The organism is Paenibacillus sp. FSL H8-0283 (assembly GCF_045040675.1).
Lineage (GTDB): Bacteria > Bacillota > Bacilli > Paenibacillales > Paenibacillaceae > Paenibacillus > Paenibacillus amylolyticus.
This window is the reverse complement of the sequence record NZ_CP150295.1, coordinates 2525706-2540882: the sequence shown is the minus strand read 5'-3', so window position 1 is coordinate 2540882 and position 15177 is coordinate 2525706. Positions and strand designations below refer to the sequence as shown.

General features: G+C 44.8%; 13 protein-coding genes. All 13 read right to left on the bottom strand.

The annotated features are described in order from the left end of the window. Window positions 1-8: 8 nt before the first annotated feature. Window positions 9-1328 (bottom strand): flagellar protein export ATPase FliI, encoded by a 1320-nt coding sequence (fliI, locus tag MHI52_RS11515; RefSeq protein ID WP_036609365.1) that lies wholly within the window; start codon window positions 1326-1328, stop codon window positions 9-11. Next, complete coding sequence (locus tag MHI52_RS11510) at window positions 1315-2178, bottom strand: FliH/SctL family protein (RefSeq protein ID WP_076249819.1); 864 nt, start codon at window positions 2176-2178, stop codon at window positions 1315-1317. Before MHI52_RS11510 ends, fliI begins: the two co-directional genes overlap by 14 nt. After that, window positions 2171-3187 carry a flagellar motor switch protein FliG gene (gene fliG, locus MHI52_RS11505; protein ID WP_036609368.1) on the bottom strand — a complete coding sequence of 339 codons (1017 nt, stop codon included), beginning with the start codon at window positions 3185-3187 and terminating at the stop codon, window positions 2171-2173. Before fliG ends, MHI52_RS11510 begins: the two co-directional genes overlap by 8 nt. Before the next feature lie 11 nt (window positions 3188-3198). Continuing rightward, entirely contained in the window at window positions 3199-4782 is a 1584-nt protein-coding gene (gene fliF, locus MHI52_RS11500; RefSeq protein WP_340982840.1) for a flagellar basal-body MS-ring/collar protein FliF, read from the bottom strand. A 137-nt stretch (window positions 4783-4919) separates the two neighbouring features. After that, window positions 4920-5231, bottom strand: a complete 312-nt coding sequence (gene fliE, locus MHI52_RS11495) for a flagellar hook-basal body complex protein FliE (protein WP_017689190.1) — start codon at window positions 5229-5231, stop codon at window positions 4920-4922. Window positions 5232-5289: 58 nt separating this feature from the next. Further along, entirely contained in the window at window positions 5290-5739 is a 450-nt protein-coding gene (flgC, locus tag MHI52_RS11490) for a flagellar basal body rod protein FlgC (protein ID WP_017689191.1), read from the bottom strand. Window positions 5740-5745: 6 nt separating this feature from the next. Further along, on the bottom strand, window positions 5746-6153 hold the full coding sequence (flgB, locus tag MHI52_RS11485) for a flagellar basal body rod protein FlgB (RefSeq protein WP_036609373.1): 408 nt from the start codon (window positions 6151-6153) through the stop codon (window positions 5746-5748). Window positions 6154-7134: 981 nt separating this feature from the next. Then, the gene (gene hslU / locus MHI52_RS11480) at window positions 7135-8535 is read right to left on the bottom strand and encodes an ATP-dependent protease ATPase subunit HslU (RefSeq protein ID WP_036609375.1); all 1401 of its coding nucleotides are present in this window, start codon (window positions 8533-8535) and stop codon (window positions 7135-7137) included. Window positions 8536-8651: 116 nt separating this feature from the next. Next, complete coding sequence (gene hslV / locus MHI52_RS11475; protein ID WP_017689194.1) at window positions 8652-9194, bottom strand: ATP-dependent protease subunit HslV; 543 nt, start codon at window positions 9192-9194, stop codon at window positions 8652-8654. 26 nt (window positions 9195-9220) lie between these two features. Further along, complete coding sequence (trmFO, locus tag MHI52_RS11470) at window positions 9221-10564, bottom strand: FADH(2)-oxidizing methylenetetrahydrofolate--tRNA-(uracil(54)-C(5))-methyltransferase TrmFO (protein WP_405159044.1); 1344 nt, start codon at window positions 10562-10564, stop codon at window positions 9221-9223. A gap of 51 nt (window positions 10565-10615) precedes the next feature. After that, entirely contained in the window at window positions 10616-12715 is a 2100-nt protein-coding gene (topA, locus tag MHI52_RS11465) for a type I DNA topoisomerase (RefSeq protein WP_047842473.1), read from the bottom strand. Window positions 12716-12831: 116 nt separating this feature from the next. After that, window positions 12832-13962 carry a DNA-processing protein DprA gene (gene dprA / locus MHI52_RS11460; protein WP_076318521.1) on the bottom strand — a complete coding sequence of 377 codons (1131 nt, stop codon included), beginning with the start codon at window positions 13960-13962 and terminating at the stop codon, window positions 12832-12834. Window positions 13963-14207: 245 nt separating this feature from the next. Beyond that, a complete protein-coding gene (sucD, locus tag MHI52_RS11455) occupies window positions 14208-15137 on the bottom strand; it encodes a succinate--CoA ligase subunit alpha (RefSeq protein ID WP_074094556.1) in 930 nt (309 codons plus the stop codon). Window positions 15138-15177: the final 40 nt, after the last annotated feature.

Here is a 15177-nt window from a genome sequence, read left to right as displayed (position 1 = left end):
TTACCCATTCATCTCCTTGCAAATTCAAGAATCAAACGTTCCTGTACTTCACTTAAAGTGACTTTCTCGTCGACTTTCTGCTTGGTAAAGTTCCATATACTATCAATCTGGTCTATCGATTCATCTATGGCTGCATTTGATCCCCGCTGGTAAGCTCCAATATTGATCAAATCTTCCGATTCTTTGTACACAGCCATCAAACGTTTCATATTATTAACGGCTTCCAACTGCTCTTCTGGAGCAATATCCTTCATAACACGGCTTATGCTGGCTAACACATCAATCGCTGGAAAATGACCTTTATTTGCAATGGATCGATTTAACACAATGTGTCCATCCAGAATACCCCTTACCGCATCCGCGATCGGTTCATTCATGTCATCCCCATCGACCAGAACGGTGTAAAAGGCTGTAATCGAACCAGTAGGTCCTGTACCCGCCCGTTCAAGCAGTTTGGGCAAACTTGCAAAAACCGATGGCGTATATCCTCTCATTGCCGGAGGTTCGCCTACAGCCAGACCCACTTCCCTTTGTGCCATCGCATATCGGGTTACCGAATCCATCATGAGCATCACGTTCATTCCACGATCTCGGAAATACTCTGCAATAGTGGTCGCAATAACTGCTCCCTTAATCCGAATCAGGGCAGGCTGATCTGATGTTGCAACAATGACTACGGAACGTTCCAGTCCTTCCGGACCCAGATCCCGTTCAATAAAGTCGCGTACCTCACGTCCACGCTCACCCACAAGCGCGATGACATTGACATCTGCTGCTGTATTACGAGCAATCATGCCCATCAATGTACTCTTACCAACACCAGAACCGGCAAAAATACCTACACGCTGTCCCTTACCTACGGTCAACAATCCGTCGATAGCTCTTACACCAACACCCATCGTTTCAAGTACACGTGGACGATCCATTGGATTAACCGGTGTATTGGAGGTAGAGTACATCGGCATTCTGGATGGAAGGAGGGAACCGTCCAGCGGTTGTCCAAGTCCGTCCAATACTTTACCGAGCAATTCGGAGCCTACCTGAACGCCGAGTGGTTTACCCGTACCTACTACATCGCAGCCAGGACCGATGGATTGAAGTTCACCCAGTGGCATAAGCAGCACTTTGTTATCTCGAAACCCAACAACTTCGGCCTGAAGAGGCTTGGCCGATTTCCCAGGATAGATATAACATACGTCACCGATACTTGCATCTGGCCCTTCTGACTCCACCATAAGACCAATGACCTGAGTAACTTTGCCGTTAATACGAACAGGATCGAATTGGCGCAAATGTTCCATATATCGCTGTGAACTAAGAACCTTCATGTTGATTTTTTCGCTCCTCATCCTCAAGTGCTATGCGGACCAGTTCTTTTTTAATCTCAGCAAGCTGTGTATCAATTCTCGCATCTACACTTCCGAACGAAGAACGAATGACACATCCCTTATCTTTGACCGTTGAATCAGGCAAAATCTGCAATTCTGCCTGAGAGTCAATAGACAGAGACAATTCTTCACGAGCTGCCTGTACAAATGTAAACTGATCAGGTGCCACACAGAGTGTGATCAAACCCTGTTCCCGTTTACGTGACAAACTCTGACGAATCAGTTCCAATGTATGATCGGGTTCAATGGTAAGTTGCTTATCAATGACTTTCTCAGCGATCCCGCAAGCGAGCTCCACGAGGAACGGTTCGGCTTCCTGAATGATCTGATCTTTAGCTACATAAGCTTCCTTGAGCACTTCCTGGGCTTCAATCATCATCTTTTCGATTTGCACCTGGAGATCCAGTTCAGCTTGTACTTTGCCTTCTTCAAAACCCTGTTGGAAACCTTGTGAACGAAGCGCTTCAGTCAGATGTTCATCCTGTTGTCGTTGTTCCTGCCACCAGCTGTCGATCTGTTCACGGGCCTCTTGAAGCATGCGCTCTGCCTCTTCTGAAGCTTCACGTACTTGCTTTTCTGCAAACTCCTTGGCATCTTCCAGCATTTCTGCGGTAAGACGTTGTGTTTCTTCGTCCACGCGTGCTTGAAGTGTCTCAACTTCAGAACCTTCAGCACTCACACCATTTAATTCCGTTTCAGACTCCTCAGCACCACCATAATGATGATGATTTTCAAGTTTTTTACGGTCATCAACCGGTACATACTGGAAAGATTTAATCAAATTAGACAATGATATCATCTCCTCCACCGCGTGCGATAATGATCTCACCGGCTTCTTCCAATCTGCGTATCGTTCCTACGATACGTGTCTGAGCTTCCTCAACATCACGCAATCGCACAGGTCCCATGAATTCCATCTCTTCTTTGAATGTCTCGGACATCCGTTTCGACATATTCCGGAACACGGCATCCCGAACTTCTTCGCTTGCCACTTTGAGTGCCAGCTGCAAATCTGCGTTGTCGATATCCCGAATAATGCGCTGAATCGAACGATCATCCACATTGACGATATCTTCGAATACAAACATGCGTTTTTTGATTTCCTCTGCAAGCTCTGGATCCTGAATTTCAAGCGAGTCCAAAATGGTACGTTCTGTACCCCGATCGACTCCGTTCAGAATCTGAACGATCGATTCGATACCACCTGCATTGGTGTAATCCTGCGTTACGGTAGAGGATAACTTCTGTTCCAGAACCCGCTCCACTTGAGAGATAACTTCTGGCGAAGTACTATCCATAACAGCCACCCGGCGAGCGACATCTGCCTGTTTCTCTTGTGGCAAGGATGATAGAATCGCTGCCGCCTGTTCGAATTGCAGGTAAGACAGAACCAGGGCAATCGTTTGCGGGCTTTCATTCTGAATAAAGTTCAAAATTTGATTCGGATCTGCTTTGCGCGCAAAGTCAAATGGTCTGACTTGCAGCGTAGCTGTCAAACGATTAATGACTTCAAGTGCTTTTGATGAACCCAGAGCTTTTTCCAGGATTTCTCTGGCGTAATTGATACCGCCCTGAGAGATATATTCCTGCGCCAGACAGATCTGGTGAAACTCGGCCATGATCATATCCTTTTCAGAAGAATCAACTTTGCGAACGTTGGCAATCTCCAACGTAAGTTGCTCAATCTCCTCATCACGCAGATGTTTGAATATCTGAGCCGATACTTCCGGACCTAATGTAATCAACAATATTGCTGCTTTTTGTTTGCCAGTCAAACCTTGACTGCTTGCCTTTGCCAATGCGCTCACCTCTATTCGTCAGCCAGCCATGTACGCAGCAGATTGACGAATTCGTCTGGCTTTTTCTTGGCCAAACTCTCCAATTGTTTGCGCACCTGACTTTCGTTCGTTACACTGTCCAGCGTAATGGACGGGAACTCTGTTGCTATTGGAAGAGGAATCTCTTCTTCTTCGACTTCGTTTTGTTTGCGGCGACGGCGTACTAACAAAATAACTACCGCTACGATCAATGCCGCTATGAGTGCGCCTCCACCCCACATCATCGTTGAGGAAAGTTGGAAACCTGTATTGTCTGCAGAGGCAGTCTGGAAGCCTTGTGACATGACTGAAACTTTCTTTGTCAGATCGGCGTCACTTATTACAGTGCCTGAGTCTGCCAGTGAAGCACGAACAATGTTAACCAAAATGTTCTCAATTGCGTCCTGAACCGGTCCCTGTAATTCTGTTTCTCCATTCGGTGGTTCAACCGCAACGTTAATGGTTAAGTCTTTTACAGTATACGGACTGGAAATGATATCCTTGGCAATTCGATTAACATCGTAGTTTATAGTGCTTGATGATTCTTCGGAGGTAGAGTTACCGGTTGCATCAGATGATGGGTAACCCGGAACTTCCTCTTGTCCTGTGCCAGCAACACCACCTGTTGGATTGCTTGCGCCAGTGTAGCTCTTTTGAATCTCCTGCACACTGATCTCGATGCCTTTCATATTATCTACATCAACAGGTGTGACCAGATTTTCCTTACGTGTTTCTTTGTCAAAATTAAGCTTGGAGGCTACCAAAACATTAACTTTGTCTTCGCCTACAATCTGGGAAAGGAATTGCTTTACGTTATTACGGACATCGTTTTCAAACTTTTTCTGTAGTGCCATGTTCTCTTGAACTTCGGAAGACAACCCGCCACTGCCACCTCGGGCAGTTGGAATCAATTCTGCTTCATCTGTGTTTGTAATTGTGATGTTCTCAACAGGCAGATTAGGAATTGCAGTCTTAACCAAGTTAAAGTAGCCATCTACCGCTGCCTGATTTGGGTGATAACCCGGTTTGAATTGGAGAGCTACCGATGCTGATGCTTTGTCTTGTTCTTCCAAACCAGCAAAGATGTTATCTTTCGGCATATTAACCAGTACTTTAGCATCCTGTATCCCTTGCATCCGCTGAAGTAACTGTTCAACTTCTCCGTTTATAGCGTTGTTGTACTTTACATCAAACTCTTTATCCGTCATCCCGATGGGGGATGATGACTCCTCGAATGACTTATACCCTAATGAACCATTCTGAATAATCCCTTGAGATCCAACATTCACCTTTGCAATTGCAACACTTGTACTCGGTACGGATATGGTCTTGCCATCTGAACTTAATTTGTATGGAATGCTAGATGAATCGAGATAACTGATCACGCCCGCTGAATCACTTGCATTCAAATCTGTAAAAGCAACTTCATATTCCGTTTTGGACAATTGCATCGTGAGTACAACTGCAGCCAAAATCAGAAACAGGAAGGTAGATATAAATAATACTTTTTGCTTTTTGCTAAAACTATTCCAATACTGGGATGCCTTATCCCTGTACTGGGCGATTCTCTCATTCACTCTGTCACCCCATCCGAAACTTTGCTTAGTCTGTCCTTACTCAACCCTAGCCGTTTCATAGGTTGACGATCAGGAGCAGCATCGCAGCTGCTTTGTTGTAATGATCAGCGCTATTATCGAAGCGCAAGTAGGTTATTTTATAACTGCGTTCGCATAACTTCTTGGTATGCTTCGACCACTTTGTTTCGGACTTGAGTTGTGAGTTGTAGACTTAACAAGGCCTGTTCTGAAGCAATCATCACTTGATCCACATTCGCTTTGCCGACCAAAAATTGATTCGACATTTCATGCGATTGAGCCTCCTGTGCTGCAACGGACCCTAATGCATTCTGTAAGTATGTACCGAAGCTCTGAATGGTTTCGGCTGGTGTAGAAGGCTTACTTTCGGTTGCACTCTTCATCTGTAGCGGTTGTATCCCCTGTGTGCTAAACATGTTGTTCTGAATCATTAATGTCCCTCCCCTTCATCCCTGGTTTGTATTTTTCTTATTTTCATTTTTAAGCAGATTATCTTCCAATCTCCAAAGCTTTGGAGATCATCGCTTTGGTTGAATTCAGTGCTGTTACGTTTGCTTCATATGAACGCGAAGCAGAGATCATGTCGACCATTTCTTTCGCAATATCCACATTAGGCATAAATACATATCCTTCTGCGTTTGCATCCGGATGAGAAGGGTCATACACAGGCTTCAGAGGTGACTGATCCTCGCGAATCTCCGTTACTCTTACGCCATCTCCTGAACCGCTACCTCTCATCTGATTTTGCAGCATCGTACCAAATGACGTTTTATTCGGCTCAAGCACAACCATTTTACGTTTGTAAGGGACCGCCTCACCATTGGATACGCTCGCGCGCGTAGTCTCTGCGTTGGCAATGTTGGAAGATATTACGTCCATCCGCAACCGTTGGGCTGTCAGAGCTGAGCTACTGATACTAAAACTATTACTAATGTTCAATTTAGGTTATCTCCCTTCCACGCCAACACGCATGATTTTAATTTGTTCGTTCACTTGCTGAATATAAGCGTTATAACGTAACTGATTCTCCGCCAGAAGACTCATTTCTCTGTCTATATCGACATTGTTTTCGTTGTTATTCATGGAGGTTGACTGGTCCATATTAACTACTGGCGTGGGTACGGAAGAGGAAGGACCTATGACAAAATGCCTTGCATCAGTTAATTTACCCTTAAGAACAGGCATATCTCCATTCATTTGCCCTTGCAACATTTCTTCAAAAGAAACGTCCGAGCGCTTGAAATACGGAGTATCGGCGTTCGCGATGTTGTCAGCAATTGTTCGTTGTCTGATATTGGACGCATCGAGTGCACCTTGCAATCTTTTAAAGCTGATATCGTTTAAAAGATTCACAATCTCCCTCCTCTCTTTAGAAGTTATGGAAAAAGATTGTATCTTTTCCCTTGAAAATTCTTATGTTTTTTTCGACAAAAACATTCGTCTTTACACGGTTTTCTAGGACTTAAGTAGAATTAACTCTGATGTTGTCGTATAACATAAGTTTCTTCGAGTTTGGGATTTATTACAATAAGAAAAAAGCCCTATCTTTTCTGAAAGACGGGGCTTTTTGTGTATTTTCTGCAAATTATGAATTTTTTCGTAAATGTTCGGGCCCAAAACAAAAGTATGTTAATACTCTCCCTTATTGTTCTTTAACATTCTTAAAATAAAAAAAAAATTTCGAGTCTCAACATGAGCTTATAACGCCCGTAATTATGTATATTTCCGAATATTTCATAGTTGATAATGTTAGAATTTTTTGCCGTTACACTAAGGGTTTAAGGACAATATGATAGGTATACATACAAAGCTGTATATTAATCAATTGACAAATTATCTTTCAAGAATAAAGAAAACTCGTCTTGCCCACACAACACTTTCTTAACAATTAAGTGGGGTCTATATATTTTAATTTTAAGAAAACAATTAGTGACTTCAAACTTTTCAATAATTCATCATTTTGCGCATTTACGCAACATTTACCAATCTGTCGACTAAACCGATGACCAGACTTGGAATAAGGAAAATTCTTTTAATGGGAATCATTGGGTATGGAATGGAAGAATAACTACCACTCCGATAGGTTTTAACTCCGGATACATGCGGCACAAGTCCTAGGTTTTGTCGATCCGTATAACAACCACACATCTTTTATCGGTTGTAACATCAAAATCCTTTAGATAGAAACAAAAATAAACGATATGCGCCAAGTAAGAGGGCCTTTGTGATTCATTAAAGGATTGCTTCCCTTTGTCGATCACACAAATGTTCTCTACTCTCTTGCATACCGTTCATTTATAGCATCATTTTAACAACTGCATTGCTAGCCGCATGTTACAGGATATACTGGCTCAAATCACGATCAAGCGCAATATCATTTAATTTCTCCCGAACATACTCCGGAGTGATCACCATACGTTCCAGTGTAAGCTCAGGTGCCTCAAAGGATAAATCCTCCAAAAGCTTTTCAAGAATCGTATGCAATCGACGAGCACCTATATTTTCTGTATTTTGATTGACGGATTCAGCCAATTTGGCAATCTCGCGAATGGCCTCATCCGAGAACTCAATCTCAATATTCTCTGTCCGCAACAGATCAACATACTGCTTGGTCAGTGCATTTTGGGGTTCAGTCAGAATGGAAACAAACTCCTCCAGTGTTAGACTGCTTAGTTCCACACGAATTGGGAAGCGTCCCTGAAGCTCAGGAATCAAATCAGAGGGTTTGGCGACATGGAATGCGCCAGCTGCCATAAACAGAATATAATCCGTTTTGACAGGACCATATTTCGTCATTACTGTAGAGCCCTCTACGATAGGCAGTATGTCACGTTGCACACCTTCACGGGATACATCAGGACCACTACCGCGCCCTTGACTGGCGACCTTGTCAATTTCATCTATGAAAATGATACCTGTCTGCTCTGCTCGACGAATGGATTCTTGTGTAACATCATCCATATCGATCAATTTGCCTGCTTCTTCCTGGGTCAACACTTTGCGCGCTTCTTTGATGGCGAGCTTGCGCTTTTTCGTACGACGAGGTAAGAGGCTACCAAACATCTCCTGCATATTCATGCCCATCTGATCATTACCTTGTCCAGCAAACATGTCCATCATGTTAGGCGCAGTGTCTTCGACATCAATCTCAATGATGTCATCCTCCAACTTGCCGGACAACAGATCAAACTTGATCTTACGGCGGCGTTCGGCAACCCCAGTATCCGGTTCTGGCTCATCCTGTTCCTGAACGTTGTTGCCATTATTACCAAAGATCATCTCAAAGGGATTACGCTGACTCTTGGACTTGGACTGTGAAGGAGCCAAAATATGTACAATTCGCTCATTGGCAGCTTCTTCAGCTTTGTCCTTCACTTTTTCAGTCCGCTCCAACTTCACCATCCGCAGTGATGTCTCAATCAGATCACGCACCATCGATTCAACGTCACGGCCAACGTAACCTACTTCAGTGAACTTGGTAGCTTCCACTTTCACAAATGGCGCACCTACCAGTTTAGCAAGGCGACGGGCGATTTCCGTTTTACCCACACCGGTAGGTCCAATCATCAAGATATTTTTAGGCACAATGTCGTCCTGAGTGTGCTCAGGCAAAAGGCTACGCCGATAACGATTACGAAGAGCTACCGCTACCGATTTTTTAGCTTTCTTTTGACCTACAATATACTTGTCAAGCTCTGCAACAATCTGTCTAGGTGTTAACGCTTGAGTATTCATATTGCTTCCCTCCTACCAGTATGTTGAATTTATTTTTCCTAACAAGGACAAAGAATCCCCTAGACGTCCTGGAGCAGATTACAGAATCATGCTCCACTACGGGAGATTTCTTTGGCTTATAACTCTTCTACAATAATATTATTATTGGTATATACACATAGCTCCGAGGCAATCTGAAGTGATTCACGCGCAATATCTTTGGCTTCCAGATTTACTGCATGACGTTTCAACGCACGCGCAGCAGATAAGGCGAAGTTTCCACCTGATCCGATAGCAATAACGTCATCATCTGGTTCAATTATCTCCCCGCCGCCTGAAATGAGCAGCATACCTGATTTGTCCATCACAATCAACAGCGCCTCAAGCTTACGCAAGATCCGATCCTGACGCCAATCCTTGGCAAGCTCTACAGCAGCACGTTGCAAGTTACCATGGTGCTCCTCGAGCTTACCTTCGAATTTCTCAAACAGGGTGATCGCATCCGCCACAGAACCAGCAAAGCCAGCAACAACCTGTCCGCGGTACAAACGTCTTACCTTCTTGGCTGTATTCTTCATCACAACACTTTGGCCCATGGTCACCTGACCATCTCCTGCGATTGCAGCCTTACCATTATGACGAACAGCACAGATCGTTGTAGCATGAAATGACATATCCATGATATCAGCATCCTCCCACGAATAATTTATACGCGTTCCGGAACAGTTAGACCTTCTGCCGCAGCAAAACTAGTAATGCCATCCAGTGCACGCTGTGCAAGAGCTTCATTTTTTTCCTTTTTGTTACGAATCTTTGTTTCAAGCTTCGGCAACAAACCAAAGTTTGCGTTCATTGGTTGGAAGTGCTTGAAGTCAGCAGTTGTAATATACTGAGCCATACTGCCAAGTGTTGTTTCTACCGGCAATACCACCAGTTCCTGCCCAAGTGCTGCTTTGGCTGCGTTCATGCCGGCAATAAGCCCTGATGCAGCAGATTCCACATATCCTTCTACACCCGTCATCTGACCTGCAAAGAACAGGTTTGGACGCTCTTTAAACTGATACGTCGGAAGAAGCAGTTTAGGAGAGTTAATAAATGTATTACGGTGCATTACGCCATAACGAACGAACTCTGCATTTTCAAGTCCAGGAATAAGGGAAAAGACACGTTTCTGTTCTCCCCATTTCAGATGCGTCTGGAAACCCACCAAGTTATACAGGGTTCCAGCTGCATTGTCCTGTCTAAGCTGAACAACCGCATGTGGCAACTCTCCTGTATGAGGGTTAACCAGACCTACCGGTTTCATTGGACCAAACAGAGCCGTCTGTTTTCCGCGTTTCATCATCACTTCGATTGGCATACAACCTTCAAAGTAGATTTCTTTCTCGAACTCTTTCAATTGAGCGACTTCAGCAGTAATGAGAGCTTCATAGAAGACATCAAACTCTTCTTCTGTCATCGGACAGTTCAGATATGCCGCTTCACCCTTATCATAACGGGAAGCCAGATACACTTTATTCATATCAATTGAATCTTTTTCGATGATCGGTGCAGCTGCATCATAGAAGTAGAAATACTCTTCCCCCATTAGTGCCTTGATTTGCTCAGACAATGCAGGTGAGGTCAGCGGCCCCGTTGCAACAACAACGATGCCCTCTTCCGGCAGAGAAGTTAATTCCTCATTCACCACTTCGATAAGCGGATGCTGGTGCAACGTGGATGTAATCTCACCTGAAAATCCATCCCGGTCCACAGCAAGCGCCCCACCTGCGGGAACTGCATGTTTGTCTGCTGCTGACAATACGAGAGAATTGAGCATTCTCATTTCTTCTTTTAACACACCCACTGCATTGGTCAATCCATTCGCACGCAGCGAGTTGCTACATACCAGTTCTGCAAATTTATCCGTATGATGGGCTGGTGTTTTCACAACAGGTCTCATCTCGTATAATTTTACGCGTACGCCGCGACTTGCAATCTGCCAGGCCGCTTCTGTTCCTGCCAGCCCGGCACCAATAACGGTTACTTGTTGTTCATTCGTCAAAATCATTTACCCCCATAAAGCAATTTCATATTTCACTATAATTGATTCACATATATACTAATCTGCTGATTCGTCATCCGGTTCATCCACCGGCTCCTGATGATCACATGAAGTACACTGCAATCGTGCTCCCTTTTTGTTCCGCTTTTCAATCATTAGCGATCCGCAACTTGGACATGGTTTGGCTGAAGGTCTGTCCCATGAGACAAAATCACATTCAGGATATTTGTCACAACCGTAGAAAATACGTCCTTTTTTGCTACGACGCTCAACAACATGACCTTCCTTACACTTCGGACAAGTCACGCCGATATCCTTGATAATCGGTTTGGTATTCCGGCAATCAGGGAAGCCCGAGCACGCAAGAAACTTGCCAAAACGTCCGAGTTTATAAACCAGCGGTTTGCCACACTTCTCACAGATCTCATCCGACACTTCGTCTTCAATCTCGATTTCTTTCATTTCTTCTTCCGCAAACTCAAGGCGTTTCTCAAAAGATTCATAGAATTCTGCGAGTACTTTGACCCAATCCTCCGAACCTTCCTCCACATGGTCAAGATCACCTTCCATGTTTGCGGTGAACTCTACATTCAGAATTTCCGGGAAAAACTCTTCCATCTGTTCGATGACCAGTTCACCCAGCTCGGTCGGCATGAATTTCTTTTCCTCAATTGCAACATATCCGCGCTTCTGAATGGTCTCCAGTGTTGGCGCATATGTACTCGGACGCCCTATACCCAATTCCTCAAGCGTCTTAACCAACCTTGCCTCCGTATATCGGGGTGGCGGTTGTGTAAAATGCTGTTTTGGCTCAATCTCCTGCTTCTCAAGTACATCTCCACTTTTCAACGGGGGCAGCAGACGGTCTTCATCGGTTGTACCATCGTCGTTTCCTTCAACATATACCTTCATGAAACCTTGGAATCGTACCTTCGAACCTGCTGCACGGAAAATGGTGTCCCCCGCAGCAATATCTACAGAGAGTGTATCCAGGATAGCCGAAGACATCTGGCTCGCAACAAAACGTTCCCATACCAGTTTGTACAACCGGAACTGATCGCGACTCATGAATGACTTGATTGAGTCAGGGTCACGCAGAATTGAAGTTGGACGAATCGCTTCATGCGCATCCTGAGCATTAGCTGCTTTTTTGGAATAGTTTCGTGGAGTCTCAGGTGCAAATGGCTCACCATACTTACCAACGATATATTCTTTGGCTTCTTCTTGTGCAGATGCCGCAATTCGTGTGGAGTCCGTACGCATATACGTGATGAGACCTACTGTGCCTTCTTTTCCAAGGTCTACACCTTCATATAGTTGTTGGGCGACCGACATCGTCTTGGAAGCTCTGAAATTCAATTTACGTGCCGCTTCCTGTTGCAGAGAACTCGTCGTAAACGGGGCGGAGGGGTTACGGCTCCGTTCTTTCTCTTTAACTTCCTTGATCGTAAAGTCTGCACCTTCGATCTGTTTCAGGATCGCTTGCACTTCCGCTTCACTGCCCAGCTCTGTTTTGGCCCCGTTCAGTTTATGAAACTTGGCTTCAAACGGATTGCCGTCTGCTGTCAGTTTGGCGGTAATGCTCCAGTATTCTTCCGGCTCAAAATCATCAATTTCATTTTCACGATCTAAAATGATTTTAACAGCCACGGACTGAACCCGGCCTGCAGACAAACCTTTTTTCACTTTCTTCCATAATAACGGACTAATTTTATATCCAACGAGTCGATCCAGAATACGTCTTGCCTGCTGCGCGTTAACCAAATCCATATTGATTTTCCGCGGCGTTTTGAACGCATCTTTGACCGCCTGTTTTGTAATTTCATTAAATACTACCCGGCAATCTGCCGTATCATCCAGTTCAAGAGCATGGGCCAAATGCCATGCGATAGCCTCACCTTCGCGATCCGGGTCAGCTGCGAGATACACTTTTTTCACTTTCTTCCGTGCATCCTTCAGTTCTTTCAAAATTGAACCTTTGCCGCGGATCGTAATATATTTCGGATTAAAATCATTCTCTACCTCAACGCCGATCTGACTCTTTGGCAAATCGCGAATATGCCCCATCGAAGCTTTTACGATGAACTTGCTGCCTAAATATTTGCCTATCGTCTTCGCCTTTGAGGGCGACTCCACGATTACGAGTGCATCCGCCATAGGTTCATCCTCCTCTCAGTCATGAAACTGTCATGAAACTGTTTCTGTAAGCTTATGCATAGTTAATAACTTCTGCTAATTATATATTTCCACGCACTACGTAGGTTGTAGCTTCGTCATACCCTCGCGTATTTAGTGCCTGGTAATTGGCTAATCTGCTTTTTTATGATTAAAGATAACAGAACTGAATGCAAATGTCCAAAATCCCAACCAAGCAGCTCAACCAGTTGATCCAATGATTGTTCTCCCTGTTCCAACAGATAAATCACACGTTGTTCATCTGGAGAGAGCTTAACCTCAGCGAATATCCCTCGCCCGGAAGGCTCGGTTGTTTCGGTCGAACGTCCTCTATTGTAAGGAAGTTGTTCTGCATTTGGCAAGCCCAATCGATACTCTTCCAATACATCTGCTGCACAAGTGACCAATTTGGCCCCTTGACGGATAAGATTGTGTGCTCCCCGACTTTTCGGCGATGTAATAGGTCCAGGGACTGCAAATACATCCCTGCCTGCTTCAAGCGCAGCATCTGCTGTAATGAGTGAACCACTGCGAATGTCAGCCTCAACAACCAATGTTCCCAGTGTCAGACCGGCAATGATTCGATTCCGTTCCGGAAATAATCCCTGGCGCGCTCTCGTACCTGGTGGATATTCCGACAAAAGCAGCCCCGTCTCCGCGATTCGTTCAGCGAGGCTTGTATTTTCGGGTGGGTATATATTATCAATCCCTGTTCCGAATACTGCAATCGTTTTTCCTTTGGCACGTAGTACTGCCTCATGACATACGCTATCAATACCACGGGCAAGCCCGCTTACAATCGTCAGTCCTGCATTGCATAATTGCTCTGCCAGCTTTTCTCCAACTTTGCGCCCATACACGGTTGGCATACGAGTTCCCACCATGGCAATAGACGAATTGTGTAGCAAACTAACATCCCCTCGAGCATACATTACCCAGGGAGGCTGAACGGTTTCCTTCATTAATATGGGATAATTCTGATCCAGATAAGTAATAACCTCTATCCCCTGATTGTAAACGTGTTCTCTTTTACTCTCAATCCAGTCGATAGTAAATTGGCTAGCCAAACGTGCAGCCTGATCTTTCCGCAAGCCTGCTGCGACCCAGTCGCTTTCCCCATAATTCAATAGTTCGGGTAATTCATGTTGTCCCAGAATCAGTTTCGAGATTGTTTTCTTGCCAATGCCCTCCATCTCATGTAACCCAAACAAGATCCATCTTTCTTTCATACCATAAACCTCCCAAAGCGGGAAGAGATCTTCCCTCATATTGTGTGTTAAGTGACCACGGAATGCAAGCGTTTACGCAGATGAGAGACAATTCCTCCTCCTTTTCCCGTAAAAAAAAACGCAAAAAAGCAACCCTTCGCCCTGTTCAAGGACAAAAGGTTGCTTACCTTTTCCGTAACCATAATAGTCGGTCTACCAGAAATAAATCATTTCCGAGCCGTTTCTTCTATTATAACGAAAAAGAATTAATGTGTCGTGCACAAATTCAAAATACCGCGTTCCTCAAGTACACTCACCAAAGTCGAACCCATCTCAGCAGGAGTTGGTGCTACTTTGATTCCACATGATTCCAGCTTCGCAATTTTCTCTTTGGCTGTACCTTTACCGCCAGAGATAATAGCGCCAGCATGGCCCATCCGTTTGCCTGGAGGCGCTGTTACGCCACCGATAAAGCCAACAACCGGTTTGGTCATGTTTTCACGTACCCAATCTGCAGCATCCTCTTCAGCTGTACCACCAATCTCACCAATCATGATGACCGCATGAGTCTGTGGATCTTCATTGAACCGTTTGAGAATATCAATGAACTCGGAGCCTTTTACAGGGTCTCCCCCGATTCCTACAGCAGAAGATTGTCCAATGCCACGTGTCGTCAGTTGATGAACGGCTTCATAGGTAAGTGTTCCACTACGGGAAACAACGCCTACGTGCCCTGCCATATGGATATAACCAGGCATGATACCGATTTTACATTCTCCTGGTGTAATGACACCTGGACAGTTTGGTCCGATCAGGACAGTATCTTTACCTTCCATAAAGCGGTCAACCTTGATCATGTCAAGAACCGGAATACCTTCTGTAATACAGATTACGAGGTCCAGCTCAGCATCAACAGCTTCCATAATGGAATCTGCTGCAAATGCAGGAGGAACGTAAATGACGCTCGCTGTTGCGCCTGTAGCTTCCTTCGCTTCCTGCACAGTGTTGAACACCGGCAGACTAGCTACTGTGCCGTCTTCCAACGTGATATCCACATTAGTTCCGCCTTTACCCGGTGTAACTCCGCCTACCATCTGGGTTCCGTAGTCCAATGCGCCCTTCGTGTGGAACATTCCCGTTGAACCCGTAATGCCTTGCGTAATGACTTTTGTATTTTTATCGATCAAAATACTCACGTTGCTTCACATCCTTACGGTTATTTTTCAATTCCCGGAC

Coding starts and splice junctions, on each gene's coding strand:
- trmFO (WP_405159044.1), bottom strand. CDS start 10,564: ATGATTTTGACGAATGAACAACAAGTAACCGTTATTGGTGCCGGGCTG.
- dprA (WP_076318521.1), bottom strand. CDS start 13,962: ATGAAAGAAAGATGGATCTTGTTTGGGTTACATGAGATGGAGGGCATT.
- topA (WP_047842473.1), bottom strand. CDS start 12,715: ATGGCGGATGCACTCGTAATCGTGGAGTCGCCCTCAAAGGCGAAGACG.
- fliI (WP_036609365.1), bottom strand. CDS start 1,328: ATGAAGGTTCTTAGTTCACAGCGATATATGGAACATTTGCGCCAATTC.
- fliE (WP_017689190.1), bottom strand. CDS start 5,231: ATGATTCAGAACAACATGTTTAGCACACAGGGGATACAACCGCTACAG.
- hslU (WP_036609375.1), bottom strand. CDS start 8,535: ATGAATACTCAAGCGTTAACACCTAGACAGATTGTTGCAGAGCTTGAC.
- hslV (WP_017689194.1), bottom strand. CDS start 9,194: ATGGATATGTCATTTCATGCTACAACGATCTGTGCTGTTCGTCATAAT.